Origin of the sequence: Flavobacterium sp. 9AF, assembly GCF_902506265.1 — a bacterium.
Classification (GTDB): Bacteria; Bacteroidota; Bacteroidia; order Flavobacteriales; family Flavobacteriaceae; genus Flavobacterium.
Window position 1 is genome coordinate 2,488,686 of record NZ_LR733556.1, and the last position, 15,391, is coordinate 2,504,076.

General features: G+C 29.8%; 12 protein-coding genes and 1 pseudogene. 4 read left to right on the forward strand and 9 right to left on the reverse strand.

Annotation, left to right across the window (positions count from 1 at the left end):
• Positions 1 to 168: 168 nt before the first annotated feature.
• Positions 169 to 3,021: a carbamoyl-phosphate synthase large subunit gene (gene carB / locus HALO113_RS11350; RefSeq protein WP_159779129.1), complete on the forward strand. Its 2,853-nt coding sequence runs from the start codon at positions 169 to 171 to the stop codon at positions 3,019 to 3,021.
• A 44-nt stretch (positions 3,022 to 3,065) separates the two neighbouring features.
• Here the strand turns inward: carB and HALO113_RS11355 are convergent, their stop codons facing one another.
• Positions 3,066 to 3,749, reverse strand: coding sequence for a hypothetical protein (locus tag HALO113_RS11355; RefSeq protein ID WP_159779130.1), 684 nt, complete (start codon positions 3,747 to 3,749; stop codon positions 3,066 to 3,068).
• 140 nt (positions 3,750 to 3,889) lie between these two features.
• The gene (locus HALO113_RS11360) at positions 3,890 to 4,369 is read right to left on the reverse strand and encodes a hypothetical protein (RefSeq protein ID WP_159779131.1); all 480 of its coding nucleotides are present in this window, start codon (positions 4,367 to 4,369) and stop codon (positions 3,890 to 3,892) included.
• 451 nt (positions 4,370 to 4,820) lie between these two features.
• Between HALO113_RS11360 and HALO113_RS11365 the strand changes: the two genes are divergently transcribed.
• Entirely contained in the window at positions 4,821 to 5,135 is a 315-nt protein-coding gene (locus HALO113_RS11365; RefSeq protein ID WP_159779132.1) for a hypothetical protein, read from the forward strand.
• Positions 5,119 to 5,355 (forward strand): hypothetical protein, encoded by a 237-nt coding sequence (locus HALO113_RS11370; protein ID WP_159779133.1) that lies wholly within the window; start codon positions 5,119 to 5,121, stop codon positions 5,353 to 5,355. Before HALO113_RS11365 ends, HALO113_RS11370 begins: the two co-directional genes overlap by 17 nt.
• On the opposite strand, the gene HALO113_RS11375 is transcribed toward HALO113_RS11370, so the two are convergent.
• The 5 genes from HALO113_RS11375 to HALO113_RS11395 form a co-directional block, all read right to left on the reverse strand.
• On the reverse strand, positions 5,352 to 6,107 hold the full coding sequence (locus HALO113_RS11375) for a hypothetical protein (protein WP_159779134.1): 756 nt from the start codon (positions 6,105 to 6,107) through the stop codon (positions 5,352 to 5,354). The genes HALO113_RS11370 and HALO113_RS11375 overlap by 4 nt on opposite strands.
• An 84-nt stretch (positions 6,108 to 6,191) precedes the next feature.
• Positions 6,192 to 6,557, reverse strand: a complete 366-nt coding sequence (locus HALO113_RS11380) for a DUF4260 domain-containing protein (protein WP_159779135.1) — start codon at positions 6,555 to 6,557, stop codon at positions 6,192 to 6,194.
• Positions 6,558 to 6,630: 73 nt separating this feature from the next.
• Entirely contained in the window at positions 6,631 to 7,203 is a 573-nt protein-coding gene (locus tag HALO113_RS11385; RefSeq protein ID WP_159779136.1) for a Crp/Fnr family transcriptional regulator, read from the reverse strand.
• Positions 7,204 to 7,320: 117 nt separating this feature from the next.
• Positions 7,321 to 8,469 carry an acyltransferase family protein gene (locus tag HALO113_RS11390; RefSeq protein WP_159779137.1) on the reverse strand — a complete coding sequence of 383 codons (1,149 nt, stop codon included), beginning with the start codon at positions 8,467 to 8,469 and terminating at the stop codon, positions 7,321 to 7,323.
• 130 nt (positions 8,470 to 8,599) lie between these two features.
• Positions 8,600 to 9,466, reverse strand: a complete 867-nt coding sequence (locus HALO113_RS11395) for a LytTR family DNA-binding domain-containing protein (protein ID WP_159779138.1) — start codon at positions 9,464 to 9,466, stop codon at positions 8,600 to 8,602.
• 237 nt (positions 9,467 to 9,703) lie between these two features.
• On the opposite strand from HALO113_RS11395, the gene HALO113_RS11400 reads away from it, so the two are divergent.
• The gene (locus tag HALO113_RS11400) at positions 9,704 to 12,691 is read left to right on the forward strand and encodes a T9SS-dependent choice-of-anchor J family protein (RefSeq protein WP_159779139.1); all 2,988 of its coding nucleotides are present in this window, start codon (positions 9,704 to 9,706) and stop codon (positions 12,689 to 12,691) included.
• 197 nt (positions 12,692 to 12,888) lie between these two features.
• Here HALO113_RS11400 and HALO113_RS11405 read toward each other — a convergent pair whose 3' ends face one another.
• A complete protein-coding gene (locus HALO113_RS11405; RefSeq protein WP_159779140.1) occupies positions 12,889 to 15,048 on the reverse strand; it encodes a DUF3857 domain-containing protein in 2,160 nt (719 codons plus the stop codon).
• Between the two features lie 6 nt (positions 15,049 to 15,054).
• Positions 15,055 to 15,391 (reverse strand): annotated as a pseudogene (locus tag HALO113_RS11410) (hypothetical protein); the annotation flags it as partial.

Consider the following 15,391-nt stretch of genomic DNA (forward strand, 5'->3'; position numbering starts at 1 on the left):
TACAATAAATTCTCTTGCATTAATATAAAAGATGTTGATAAAGAGTGTTTTAAAAAATGAAAAGGAAGTCGATTAGAGATAATCTTCTTATTTTTGAGAAAATAAAATTGCAGAAAATAATAATTTATATAACAAACAATAATATAACTACACAACAATAACTACACAATGCCAAAAGACAATTCTATTAAATCGGTTTTAATTATAGGTTCAGGTCCTATCGTAATTGGTCAAGCGTGTGAGTTCGATTATGCAGGTTCGCAATCGGCTCGCTCTTTAAAAGAAGAAGGATTAGAAGTTATTCTAATTAATTCAAATCCAGCAACTATCATGACCGACCCCACTATGGCTGATCATGTTTATTTAAAACCTTTAACTACAAAATCAATTATTGAAATCCTTAAAGCACATCCACAAATTGATGCTGTTTTACCTACTATGGGAGGACAAACTGCATTAAACTTGTGTATTGAAGCAGATGAAAAAGGAATCTGGGAAGATTTTGGAGTTAAATTAATTGGTGTCGATATTAATGCTATTAATATTACAGAAGATAGAGAACAATTTAAACAGCTTTTAGAGCAACTTGGAGTAGGAGCTGCACCTGCTAAAACAGCTAACTCTTTCTTAAAAGGAAAAGAAATTGCACAAGAATTTGGTTTCCCCTTAGTAATTCGTCCTTCTTTTACACTGGGAGGAACTGGAGCTGCTTTTGTACACACAAAAGAAGAATTCGATGAAAAATTAACTTACGGTCTAGAAATGTCACCTATTCACGAAGTGTTAATCGATAAAGCACTTTTAGGATGGAAAGAATATGAATTAGAATTATTACGCGATAAAAATGACAATGTAGTTATTATATGTACTATTGAAAATATGGATCCTATGGGAATTCACACGGGAGATAGTATTACAGTAGCACCAGCCATGACATTATCGGATACAACGTATCAAAAAATGCGTGATATGGCTATCTTAATGATGCGCTCCATAGGAAATTTTGCTGGAGGTTGTAATGTTCAGTTTGCTGTTTCTCCAGATGAAAAAGAAGATATCGTTGCTATAGAAATTAACCCTCGTGTGTCTCGTTCTTCTGCACTAGCTTCAAAAGCAACAGGTTATCCAATTGCAAAAATAGCTACAAAATTAGCCTTGGGATACAATTTAGATGAATTGCAAAACCAAATTACTAAATCTACTTCTGCTTTATTCGAACCTACGTTAGATTATGTTATTGTAAAAATACCACGTTGGAATTTTGATAAATTTGAAGGAGCCGACAGAACATTAGGTTTACAAATGAAATCGGTAGGTGAGGTCATGGGAATAGGTCGTTCATTCCAAGAAGCCTTGCATAAAGCGACTCAATCTTTGGAAATTAAACGAAATGGATTAGGTGCAGATGGGAAAGGTTATAAAAATTACGAGCAAATCATTGACAAATTAACTCATGCGAGTTGGGATCGTGTATTTGTAATTTACGATGCGATTGCTATGGGAATTCCGTTAAGTAGAATTCATGAGATTACTAAAATAGACATGTGGTTCTTGAAACAATATGAAGAACTATATTATTTAGAAAAAGAGATTGCCAATTATAAAATTGATACCCTTCCAAGAGAATTACTACTAGAAGCAAAACAAAAAGGCTATGGCGATAGACAAATTGCGCACATGATGGGTTGTTTGGAAAGTCAAGTCTATAAATTACGTCAGGACCAAAATATAAACCGAGTATATAAATTAGTAGATACTTGTGCCGCTGAGTTTAAAGCACAAACCCCTTATTATTACTCTACTTTTGAGGCTGAAATTGAAAAAGCAGACGGTACGCGTTATGTGCACAATGAAAGTATCGTAACCGATAAAAAGAAAATAGTAGTTTTAGGTTCTGGACCTAATAGAATAGGACAAGGGATTGAGTTTGATTATTCATGTGTTCACGGCGTTTTGGCTGCTAAAGAATGTGGTTACGAAACCATTATGATTAATTGTAATCCGGAAACGGTTTCTACCGATTTTGATACGGCTGATAAATTGTATTTTGAACCAGTATATTGGGAACACATTTATGATATTATCCAACACGAAAAACCAGAAGGAGTTATTGTGCAATTAGGAGGGCAAACCGCTTTAAAATTAGCAGAAAAATTATCGAAAAACGGAGTGAAAATTATTGGAACTTCTTTTGAAGCCTTAGATTTAGCAGAAGATAGAGGTCGTTTTTCTGATTTGTTAACCGAATTGCAAATTCCTTTCCCAAAATTTGGTATAGCGGAAAGTGCAGAAGAAGCTTCACAATTAGCCGATTCACTAGATTTTCCTTTATTAGTTCGTCCTTCTTATGTATTAGGAGGTCAAGGGATGAAAATTGTAATCAACAAACAAGAGTTAGAAGAACACGTTATTGATTTGTTGAAATCGATTCCAGGAAATAAATTATTGTTAGACCATTATTTAGATGGTGCTATCGAAGCAGAAGCTGATGCTATTTGCGACGGTGAAAATGTGTATATCATAGGCATTATGGAGCATATTGAACCTTGTGGTGTGCATTCTGGAGACAGCAATGCAACCTTGCCGCCTTTTAACTTAGGGGAATTTGTAATGCAACAAATCAAAGATCATACAAAGAAGATAGCCATTGCTTTAAAAACGGTTGGTTTAATCAACATACAATTTGCGATAAAAGACGATATTGTATATATTATTGAAGCCAATCCAAGAGCTTCACGTACTGTTCCATTTATTGCAAAAGCCTACAAAGAACCGTATGTAAACTATGCAACTAAAGTAATGTTAGGTGTAAACAAAGTAACCGATTTTACCTTCAATCCACAATTAAAAGGATTTGCGATAAAACAACCGGTATTTTCGTTTAGTAAGTTTAAAAACGTGAACAAAGCGTTAGGACCCGAAATGAAATCGACAGGAGAAAGCATCTTGTTCATAGACGACTTAAAAGACGACCAATTCTATGAGTTGTACTCCAGAAGAAAAATGTATTTAAGTAAATAATATATGAGAATCCCAATCGAAAGATTGGGATTTTTTTTGAAAAATTAATATTTAAAACCATAATAATTATTCTCAATAATTTGATCTAGTTCACTTATAAGATTTTCATCATTATAAATATATCTATTAAATCTTATTCCGTCTAAGTGAATAGATACATAGTTTTTTGAAGTTCTAACAGAAGTGTATTGAATTGTGAAAATTGCATAAATGTTTTTTAACTCACCAAACTGAACATAACTAATTTCTAACCCTATGGGAAAATCATTTCTCATTCCAACACTTAAAGTTGAGTCTGAATATTTTGTGTTTTCTAAAATAAACTTTGTTGCATAAGACTTAAATGCAGATAAATTTAAATTGAATTTAGGCTGGTCGATTTTCCATTTAGTTAATTTGTTATAAAAAAGTTTTTTTGAAAAGTATGCAGTAGCTTGTTCCAATTTTACATCAGGAGAAAAAGGCTTTAAATGTGCAAATGATAAAGAATCATTAACTTCAAATTCCCAAATAGGTAATTGTTTTTGTATTTCTTGTTTTTTTATTATGTTTAATTCTTCATATGCAATCTTTAACTGTTCGTTTGAAATATTAATACTTTGATAAGTAGAAAAAATTAAATATAACCCTAACATAAATCCAATTGATTGTAGCAAAGGTTGGTATGTATCACATATTGAATTAATTTTATTTACATTTTTTTTAAAATTGGATATTACCTTATTCATTTTTGTTTTATTAGTTTATCGCAATTGTAATCAAATTAACAAAATTATTTAAATAGCAGAGTTTGTTTGACAAAATACGATCTGATTTGAAATGAGTGTTTTTAAATGTAATTAGTTGTTTAAATAGTATGATTTTTTAATTATTTTATTAAAAGTAAATCATAATCTTTTATTAATGCTCTCATAAGCATTTCTCCATTTTTACCAAGTCCATTATTTTTTAAACCAAGATCTTTTCTCATTTCAAGCATTATTTTTGTCATATACTGTAAATGTTTTTTTGAATCATTTTCGTCATTATCATTTTGTCTATACAAAAATTGAAAATAATCAGAATATACTTTGATTACTTTTGGAGAAGCATATAAAACATATTTTTTATAAAATTCAAACAAATCAGTTAACATTTTATCACTTGAATTTGTAGTATTTGTTTTTGTACTTGCAAAAAGTCCAATCATTAAATTTACATATTGTTGATAAATATCTCGCCTTTCTTTTGTGACTTCATTTGTTAATTCTTTTTTCTTTTCAATACTGTATTTAATTAAAAACCCAACTCCGGCACCGATTAATGGTAGAGTGATTGATAAAATGGTTATAATAGTTTGTGTACTCATGAAATTTTAGTTTTAAGAATATATAAATCAAGACTTTTACTTTACTCAAATCTAACCTTTCCAACCCACTCTCACAATACGTATAAATACGTATTTTTTAAGGTTTTTACTACGTATTTATACGTAGTATTAATTGAACAATTATATTTTATAAAAGTATAGGGTTGTTGTTAGACTTTTTTACGGGAAACCGTAGTGAAGCCTATTTTCTCTTTTATTCTTAAATAATCCATTGGAACGATGAAAATCTTTAGTCCTGCTTCGGTGGGACTTTTTTTTAACAATAACTGGACTTTAGTTTTTTTACTATTAAATAATCAATATGGCATTTTTTTTGTGTTTTTAAAATGGTGTAGCAAATCAAAAATTATTTTCAGATTGCTACGAAATGGGTAGCATTTTGAAAAATAAAAAAAGTTTGCTACCACTTCATTTGTAATTGCAAAAAAATATGAGAAAGAATCATTTGTTTCCAAAACCTTTGTTGGTTACCCAAGATGAGATGGCAATGTTATTGCGCACAACTAGAGTGCAATGGTCTTTGTATGAGATAGGGAAACGCGATTTACCCTTACATTCTAAGGAAAGATTGCAAGAATTGCTCAGCTTATCTATAGCTTTACCCGTATATTCTAAAAGTAGAAGAGCAGAAGAAAAAAAGCAGGAGGAATTGCACAAATTGGACTTGCTTGATTTACTTAAACAAGTGCAAATTAAAAGTGTACAAACTGCTAAAAAAACTGGAAAAAATGAAAAAAAAGTATGAAGCTGCACTACATACTTTAGATTTTGTTCATTTGGTTACAACCAAAAAGGAAAATGATTATTTTGAGAAAGCAGCACTTTCTATGATGGAAAAGAATGCACTACGAACAATTAAAACGTATAATTTAAACCAACAATATCGATTGGAAATTAAATTGAAAACTTTAGCACTAGAACAAACATGTATTCAAAGCACACTTGATCATTATAATAATTCTTAATCTACTGCACTGGTAAATTGGCTGAATGTTTTTACAATGTGTTCAGCTTGAGCAACATCGTTAAATACAAAACAGCTTAAGCGATTGTCTATTTTGTAATCTGTTCCTTTAGAAGTATTAATAGGTCTCGAATGCAAAATGGCTACCAGGGTATTATTCTGAAAAACCAATGCATAACGTATAATAGGAGAAGGGTCTTCCATCCAATTTTCATAATTATAATATACTTCTAAGCCTTCAAATTGTGTGTCTTTTTCTAATTTAAAATTGGATATAAATTGTTGGCAATCTTTTAATTTTCTGCTATTTTCATTTTTTATCAAATAATTTTCGAAAGCATTTTCTACAATGGTTTTGGATTGAATATGATTTTTAGGAATGTAACCTACAATTCCAAGTGATAATTCTACAGGTTGTTTTGTTTCTCCTATTATTTTTCCGTCCACTTTAATTTTAACTCCTTTTTTAAGAGTGTAATTTTCATAATCTGATTCGGGATTATCTGGGAATAAACCTATTTGAACCCAATTGTCTTTTGCTAATGTACTTTCAATTAAAACATTATCATATAAAGTAAAAAGTACAGTTCCATTTACGGTGTCTCTTACTTCGGTAATACCTTTGGTACGCTCGCCTTGAACGGGTTCTTCTGTTTTTACAGTTGTAGCGATAACCGTTTTAATGTCATTTTGCCTTTCCATTGCCAATGGAAATACGATGCTTCCTAGTAAATAAATAATATGCTTTTTCATGTTTTCATTGTTTTATTCAAAAGTATAACATTCAAATAGTTAATGATTTATGATTTAATAAGCAAGTATTATATAATTTTCATATTACAAATGGGAAGGCGTATTTTTAATTGTACCTAAATGGGTATGATGAAAGGAATCTTCATATTTTAAACCATAACCTAAGATTCGATCAAATGAAATATGAGCTAATAAAATAACCCCAGCTAAAGTTACTGCATTATTATTTATGTAGCTACCAAGGAGGAGAATTACTATTCCTACAAGTCGATGATGCATTACATTATATGTCCACGCACCCATTCTAGAATTGATGAGATAGCCTAGCATTCCTACATCGGGAGTCAATAATAATAAAGGAAACCACCACCAAGCAAAAGATAATTGTGAAAATAGATAGAGAGAACCCACAAATAACCCCACTTCTTCTAATTTAAGCATTGTTTTCATATAAAGTTTTTTTAAAATTATAAGACAAAGTTGGTAATAAGTTTTGTGTCCTTACTTGATATATGTCAAGAAATTAGGCGTGGTGTTTTTTTCGTATTCTACTAAATGTTTCAGGAATCATCCCTAGCATAGAAGCGATATATTGCAAAGGAACTTGATTAAACAGCGATTTATTACTTTCATAAAACAAAGCATATCTTTCTTCTGCTGTCATAGATAGGTGACTGAAAATACGATCTTCCATCATGGTAAAACATTTGGTTAAAAAACATTTTTCAAATTCATTCCATTTAGGTACCACTTTACTAATTTGTTGGTAATCTTTCTTATTAATAACATAGATTTCAGTTGGAACTAATGCTTGAATCGACCATCTCGAATTGGTTTCAAAAATAAAAGCACCTAAATCGGTTAAGAAAAAATCTGGTGTTGCAATCCATTGCGTAATTTCTTTGTCTTCTGTATCTACAAAAATGCGAAGTAATCCCGATTGAATAAAGCACATTTCTTGACATTTTTGTCCGTATTTTAGTAAATAATCACCTTTTTTTAAACTTCTGTGCTTAAAAAAGGAACTTATATTTTGCAATTCCTCTTGCTGTACAATGCCAAAATACAACTGAAGTTGGGTTTCAAGTGCTTTCATTTTTTTTTCTTGGATAACCAAAATTATAGTTTTAATTGAATTATGTAATTTTTTGATTTGTAAACCTTTAAAGATAGAAAATTCTGTTGTTTCAGTATTTTTTATTTTGCTTAAAAATTAATTGGTGTTAATTATTACCTTATTAGATGCTTTTTCTTTTGGTTTAACACCCATAACAAATTGTAGTATTCTTATTTTTCTTATTATAAAATGATATAGTATAAAGCATATTAAAAATGTAGTTGCTACTAAAAAAATAAATTTAGTAAACAAGTTCCATTCTGCATCTTTGATATAATATGCCATAACCACAATTACTGTTTGATGAAGTATATAAAATGGATATACAGCTGTATTGCAATAGGCTATTATTTTACTTTTTTTGTTTAGATATATAGCAGCAATGCCAAAAAAAGTAAGTAGCCACGACCACATATTAATTTGATTAACTGCAGCTTCTAAAAAATGTCTTTGCCAACCATCTTGAAAAGAAATAAGATATAAAAATAAGCTGAATGCCATGATGCCTATTTTAAAATACGTTTTATAATATGTACTTACTGTTTTAAAAAAGAGTTCTTGTTTTGTAATGAAAATAAAACCGTAAAGAAAAAGAACAAGATTATAGAAAAAATTGAACCAATCGTCAAATAAGCTATGTGTAATTGGAAAAAATGGGTCTAAGAAACTTTCCATTAGGAATAAAGGTAGAATGAATAGGTAGATACTATATTGTGAACTCACTTTTTTGGATAGCCAATTAATGAATCGTGTATTTGGCTTTTTCTTAAGATAAAGAAAAAGAGGCAACAAAATGAGAGAATATGTAAAAATGTAGGGTAAAAACCATAAATGATGCCAACTCAAATTACCTGTAGGATATTCTCCTATAAAAGATTCAGAAGGCCAAAAATCAAAGTAGTTTCCTGTAAAACCATTGTAGGCAATTCTTTCTATATACACTTGTGGAGGAACTATAACTAGTATGCCAAATACCAAAGGAATAAATAATCGGATAAATCGTTCTTTTGAAAATTGTAAACCAGTTCTCTTTTGTAAAGACAAAGCAGCTCCCATACCTGAAATAATAAATAATAAAGGCATTCTCCACCGATTTAAAAATAACATAGGATAAATTAACCATTCATAAATGGTGTTGTTTTTAATATGCCATCCCCAAGGAACAAAAAACATCCCTATGTGATAAAAAATGAGTAAGCCAAATGCTATTACTCGTAACCAATCTAAGTCGTATCGTCTTTCCATTTTATTTGTTTTTTATGCAAATTTTAAGGGAAAAATAATAGCAGAAAAAAGTTTGGTACAGAAGACAACTTTTTGTGTTGAAATGCAAATAGTGTTTATGAAATGCAATAATGTGTGATGAATAGCAATACTAACTATTCATTTTGTCATCAAAAAAAGATAAGTAATTTCTAGAAACAGGTACTTGTTCCTCACAGTTTTTTAGCTGAATTTTATATCCTTGGGCATTGCCTTTTACGTTTTTAATAAAATTACTATTTAATAAATAGGAGCGATGTGTTTTAAATATTTCCGGAAAAGAAAATAAGTAATTTTCTAAATCTTTTAGTTTCATTCTTTTTACAAAAGGTTTTGTAATTTCATTTTCTGTCATCCAAATTTCAATATAATTTCCTTCAGCTTTTGCAAAAATGAAATTTTCGACAACTAGGGTAAAAGCTTCCGATTTAACATCGGTTTCAATTTCAATTTCAGAATGTTTGAAAACAATTTCTTTGTCTTTTAGTTTGCAATTTAATTCTGAGGCTTTCTCGCTATTTTTTAAAAAATGAATATTTAAATTGGCAGAAATTACACCAAAAGCCAATAGAAGACCTATTAATAAAGCATGAAAAACTTCTTCAAATAAATAATGTAATGTTCCATTAAAAGGATTATTATATAAAACATCTCGCAATAAAAAATGAGCGATTCCGGTTAAAAATAATAAGATAGAAATGAGCAATAATTCTTTTTTAACGGTCCAGTTTTCAATGGTTTTTGGATATTGATTGCTAATAGAAGCTAATACAAATAAGATAAAAATAGGTGTTATAGAATGAATTAAAGCAACAATAAAAAAAGGTAATTTTAATTCATTATGATTCATCTCAAAAGGCTGAATAACATAGTTGAATAAAAAGGATAAAGAAAAAAGAAGTAAACTTATTTGTAGCAGTTTTTTTCCACTATAATAATAAAGATAGGGTTGGTCAAAGTATTTTTTTAAATCGTTCAAGAGATAGTTTATTTGGTTTTGAGCGAATGAAGATACAATTTATTGTTATTAATTTTTTAAATTTTATAAGAAAAAAGGAGTTTGTTTTACTTTTCAATATTTCACAATTTCAAGGTATAATTTTTTTTAATTTGTGATTTTTTTTTGGTTTAGTTAAAATTTTGATGGAAATAATATAAAAATTAGTTGCATAGTTTTTTTTCTATATCTTTACTTTTCAAACGTTTAACTACAAATATGATGAAAAAAAATTATTCTATTTATGGGCGTATTTTTTATGCTCTAGGTCTCCTTATTTCTTTTAGTTCCTTAGCTAATTCGAGTATAAAAGAATTAGATCCTCCTTTAAAAAAGAATAGTATATCTGCCATTTATGATCCTGCTAGTTATTTACCTTTAACGGTAAATGGTTTTAATGCAGACGTAATTGCGAATGGTGTAGGAAGTTTTAATACCACTACAAATAACGACGTAGATGGAGTAAGTTTTTGCTTTTTATCTCAAGGTACCCAAGCAACAGCTGCATCAACACCTACAACTTATGGATTGCCTACAAATGGAACATTAACCGTTGCAAATAGTGATTTGTTTTATAATTTAGCTTCTTATGATAGTAATAATGTGCTTCGTATTCAAAATAATGGAGCAGCTGGATTGTCTGCATTAACATTTACAGAATTAGATTCTTTTGAAACCTTGCATTTAGCTGTAACTTCGGGTAGTGGTGCTTCTAGTGTAACGATAACAGTGAATTTTACTGATGCTACCTCACAAGTTTTTACAGCTGTAAATATTCCAGATTGGTATAATTCAACCGCTTTACCTACAATTATTTCTGGAATTGGTAGAGGAAATAGAAATAATAATTCCTTAGAAAACCCTACCAATAATCCAAGAATTTATAAGTTAGATTTAGCACTAAGTTCTAGTAATTACGGAAAAACGGTGTCTGGAATAACAGTAGAAAAAATTAGTGGTGGAATTTTTAATTTATTTGCAGTAACAGGAAAATTAGTTCCGGAATGTTCAGGTCCATCAGCAATTACATCTACCGCCGTAAATGCTTTTGATGCTACAATATCTTGGACTGGAGCAAATGCAAATGATACTTATGAAGTAGCTATTGTTCCTACGGGAAATCCAATACCAGCTTCTGGAACTAGTTCGGCTACTAATTCTTATCAATTTACAAATTTAACACCTTCAACTTCCTATAGTGTGTATGTAAGAACAGTTTGTCTTTCAGGTGGGTATAGTTTTTGGGCTGGTCCTTATACTTTTACAACAACAGTAGCTTGTGTAGCTCCTACAGGTCTTGCTGTTAATGGAATAACAACTACCGATGCTACATTAACTTGGAATGTTGGTTCAGGAACAGCTTGGGAATATGCTATTTTACCAGTTGCCAATCCTGCACCTACTTCTGGAACAGCAATAACTACTGCTACGGTTAATGCAACGTCTTTAAATGCCAATACCGTTTATACTTTTTATGTGAGAAATAATTGTGGAGCAAATGGATTTAGTACTTGGTCAACACTTACTTTTACAACAGCTTGTGGTGCAGCTATTAGTATTAATGAAGATTTTGAAAATACAGCAACAGGGGCAATTCCTAATTGTTGGTCGTTGTATAATGGAGGTGATGCTAATACTTGGGCTGTTCAAAATAATTTTCCTAATTATCCGCATACAGGAACTAAATTTGCTAGGATAACCTATAGTACGACAGCTCATAACGATTTATTAATTACTCCACCTTTTACCGTTACTGCTAATGTAAGTGATTTAATTAGTTTTTGGTCTCGAAATTACAGTGCTACTTATATCGATCGATTTAATGTGTTGGTTTCAACAACAGGAAATCAATTAGCTGATTTTACAGAAGTTTTAGCTTCAAATATTGGACCTTCTACTACTTATACTAAATACACCTATGATCTTTCACCTTATATAGGACAAACTATATATTTTGCTATCCAAGCCATTTCTACAGATCAATTTTATTTATTCATAGACGATTTAATGACTGAAGGGACTCCTTTATGTGATGCTCCAACTAATTTATCTGCAAATGATATTACTGAAACTACTGCTGTTTTATCTTGGGACGCAGGTACAGGTTCTGAATGGGAAATTGCTGTTCAAAATTCAGGGTCAGGTACGCCAACAAATGGGAATGTTGTAGTAAGTTCTTCTTATAATGCAACTTATACACCTGGTATAGTAGCTGAATATTATGTAAGAACCGTGTGTGATAATGGAACAGGATATAGTCCTTGGTCTGGACCATTTGTTTTTGGAGGCTATCTCGATTTAGAAATTAGTACAGGTTTAACAGATGATGTGATTGCAAATGGAGTAGGACCTTCTGCGAGTTCTACAACAAATGATATAGACGGAGCAGATTTTGTCTATATGTCTAAAGATTTTAAAGTAAATGCAACAGATGCGGATTTAACATTTGGTTTACCAAGTAACGGAGTTATAAATAGTTCAAGTGTTTCTGGATTAATTTTTAAAATGAGTCCCTTAAATACACCTTACGATGGTAATAATTCATTGCGTATTGCTACAGCAGGTGCTGCAAATGGTGGTACATTGAATTTTGAAACTATTTATCCTGCTGAAAAACTGTATTTTTTAGTTACTTCAGGAAGTGGTTCTAGTACAGTTTCAGGTACCATAAATTTTGATGATGGTTCAAGCCAAATTATTCCTGCTACTTTGGTTCCAGATTGGTATAACCAAACTAGTTTACCTATTGCAATATCAGGAATGGGTAGAGTAAAAACTACTACAGATGTTATTGAAAATCCTAGTGGAAATCCACGTATTTATGAACTTTCAATAGATATTGATTTAGCGAATCAAGAAAAGACGTTTTCTTCTGTAACTTTTCAAAAAGATTCTGGAGTGGGTGTAGTAAATATTTTTGCAGCGAGTATCAAATTTGCAGTTCCTAATTTATCTCAAGGGAATTTTTCAAATGAATCTGTTGTAAAACTTTATCCTAATCCGGTAAGCTCTATTTTAAATTTAGAAATGAAATATGAAGCAACTAACGTGCAGGTTGTTAATTTATTAGGGCAAGTAATGATTGATGAAAAAATTAGTAATCAAAAAACAGCAACGATTGATATGTCTAGTTTAAATAAGGGTGCTTATATAATAAATGTAACTGTAGATGGGAAAATACAAAGTACTAAAGTGATTAAAAACTAGTGAGATTAGAAAACTAAAAAAGAGGCTGTCCAAAAGTGCAATCTTGTCAAGCTGAACTTGTTGTTTCAGCTTCTATAAATTATTTGATTTTCAACTATTATTAGATTCCGAAATCGAAGATTCAACAGAGTTAAATAAATTCGGAATGACAAGATTGCACTTTTGGACAGCTTCTTTTTTTATTATTGTAGATATTATTAATTCTTTTTTAGCAATATTTTTTCCTGAGTTAATTGGTAAGCAGCATCTAAAAACGCGATCATTTTTTGCCAGTTTGCCGCTGGTTCAAAATCATGATTGTATTTTTTTGTAGCTTCAAGTTTTAAAGTTGTGCCATCTACAATAGCTGTACTAATAAAGCTACCTGTTTCATTTTGTATTGTTTTGTTTAGCTTTTCTAATCCTGTAACACTATAACCTTCAGGGATTGAGAAATGGATAACATAATTAAAAGTTCTCGGAAATGCGGAATAGATGTTATTATCTCTTTTATGTTCTTTTTCACTTATTTCAACTTGTGAATCTATCAGTTTTCCAATTTCTATAATATAATTTGTTCCAGCTTTCTTTATAAAATAATCTTTTATAGTAAAATTTTCTTTATACTTGAATGGTTCTGTTTCACTATATCTACCAGTATTTAGAATAGCGAAAGAAAAATCTTCTACTTTAATTTCATATTCATCTTCGGTAGCCTTTTTTAGATTTTCATTTTGTTTGTCTTTCATTTTTTGCAATAAAGCATCATACTCTTTTTTGTATTTATCTTTCATTTTCTTATTACGAACCAAATCTAAAAGAGGTTTCGTACCATATTTTTCATAATCCTCATTGATGAAATCATAAAAATTCATTTTATTAGATTGTTCAAAACTTTTATTATTCCCATAGAGTGACGTGGTTCTATCTATTTTAAGAGAATTGTTTGATGGATCAAAATGGGTTGTTATCTCTATTTTTGAAATATTATTTTCATTTGAAGAACCAGGTAATTTAATTTCTTCAATATCAGTTACCTTTTTATTATTAGTAATTTTTAAAGCATACGCATTGGTATTCTCTAAACTTGTATCAAATTGATTGGGTAAAGAATAGGGAGTGAAGATTCCAAAATAAATAGGTTCTTTCGTATTTATTTTTAATAAAACTCTAGCATTTTGTTGAATTAGGATGTCTTTTATAGGACCATTTTCTCTACCTGTGGCAACAATAATATCATAGTCTATATCATTTTTTTTTAAGTATGCCATAAAATAACGAATAAACTGTTCTTCGGAATTGAAAAAGATAGGATATGATTCGTACAATTCATATGGAAACGGAATAATTTTGGTTTCACTTAGAATATAGGCTTCAATATATCTGGTGTAAAACTGATGACGTGTGAAGTAATAAATTTCTTTTAATTTTTCTTCTTCTGAAGCAAATGATTTGCCTTTTAGAAAATCATTTACATCGTTTAAATTTCCGCTAGGATAAAATTTATTAGTATAGTAGTCTAGAATATCCTCTTTACTAACCGTTTCTTTTATTTCACTTTCTTTTTCAGATAAAAAAGCATCTGCACGTTGTTCAAATTTTCCTGATCTAGCAAAAAATACTTGAAACTTATAACAAGGAAGTTCAACTAAAGGTAAAAACCATCTTGGGAAATCATTTTTAGCGACATTACTTGCTGTTAATTCATATTTCCTTTCGTTACTTTTTTTTGTTTCTATTTTCTTTAACTCAGGAGCACCATTGTATGAGTTAAAATTAACAAAGAAATCATTTTCTGTTTGAAAAGTTATTTTTAAGTCTAGAATGGGGTAAGTTTCTCCTAAAGTTGTTTCAACTGGTTCAAAACCAAACTCTGAAATAGATTTAAAAGGTTCAACAGAATGATAATAAAAGTCGATTATGTCTCCAATTTCTAAATTTGAAATAGCCACTTTTTTTGCATCATCTTCCTTTACTGATTCTTTATTTACATCTATTTCTATCTCTTTACCATCTGGCTTTATAATTTTTATTCCTAAAGTTATGGTTCCTCTTTTTAAAGAGAAACCTTTATTACTATAGAAGCGATCCTTAAATGAAAATTCTGAAAATTCTGTTATTGCAGCTTGATCTTGTAATTTTATTCTCTTTCTAACAGATGAGGTATAGGTGACGCTTTTTCCAAATTTATGAAAATCATAATTTTCATTTTTATAAATAATAACTGCCGATTCGTTTTTGTATTTTTCAGGTACACTGTTGATAGAACCGAAGGTGTCATTAGCATTCCAAAAGAAATTTTTTATTTCTTCTTTGTTTTGGGCATTAATAAATAGAATACAAAAGAAGAATAATACTTGTAGGTGTTTTTTTTTCATTTAATTTTATTTAATTAGGACAATTTGTTCAGCGTATAGTTGTTTTATGGTATCAAAATTTTTCTTAGCTGTTTCTAAATCATTTTTTTTAATGATTCCTTCTTTAAAGTTAAATACTTTGCGATAAACGATTGTATTTGCCTTCACTTCATAAGTGATAGCGATTTCATAATCAGTTGTATTTATAGAGATATTATTTGGTATTTTCTTAACGGTATAACCTTCTGGGATGTTCAAAATTACAGATATGTCATCATAATTTTTATAACTAAAAACAAAATCTTGTTGTCTTTCAGAGAAATCGAGATAACTATATTCTTTATCATAATCTAAATCTATATAC

Coding starts and splice junctions, on each gene's coding strand:
- HALO113_RS11360 (WP_159779131.1), bottom strand. CDS start 4,369: ATGAGTACACAAACTATTATAACCATTTTATCAATCACTCTACCATTA.
- HALO113_RS11400 (WP_159779139.1), top strand. CDS start 9,704: ATGATGAAAAAAAATTATTCTATTTATGGGCGTATTTTTTATGCTCTA.
- HALO113_RS11370 (WP_159779133.1), top strand. CDS start 5,119: ATGAAAAAAAAGTATGAAGCTGCACTACATACTTTAGATTTTGTTCAT.
- HALO113_RS11405 (WP_159779140.1), bottom strand. CDS start 15,048: ATGAAAAAAAAACACCTACAAGTATTATTCTTCTTTTGTATTCTATTT.
- HALO113_RS11355 (WP_159779130.1), bottom strand. CDS start 3,749: ATGAATAAGGTAATATCCAATTTTAAAAAAAATGTAAATAAAATTAAT.
- HALO113_RS11390 (WP_159779137.1), bottom strand. CDS start 8,469: ATGGAAAGACGATACGACTTAGATTGGTTACGAGTAATAGCATTTGGC.
- HALO113_RS11365 (WP_159779132.1), top strand. CDS start 4,821: ATGAGAAAGAATCATTTGTTTCCAAAACCTTTGTTGGTTACCCAAGAT.
- carB (WP_159779129.1), top strand. CDS start 169: ATGCCAAAAGACAATTCTATTAAATCGGTTTTAATTATAGGTTCAGGT.
- HALO113_RS11375 (WP_159779134.1), bottom strand. CDS start 6,107: ATGAAAAAGCATATTATTTATTTACTAGGAAGCATCGTATTTCCATTG.
- HALO113_RS11380 (WP_159779135.1), bottom strand. CDS start 6,557: ATGAAAACAATGCTTAAATTAGAAGAAGTGGGGTTATTTGTGGGTTCT.
- HALO113_RS11385 (WP_159779136.1), bottom strand. CDS start 7,203: ATGAAAGCACTTGAAACCCAACTTCAGTTGTATTTTGGCATTGTACAG.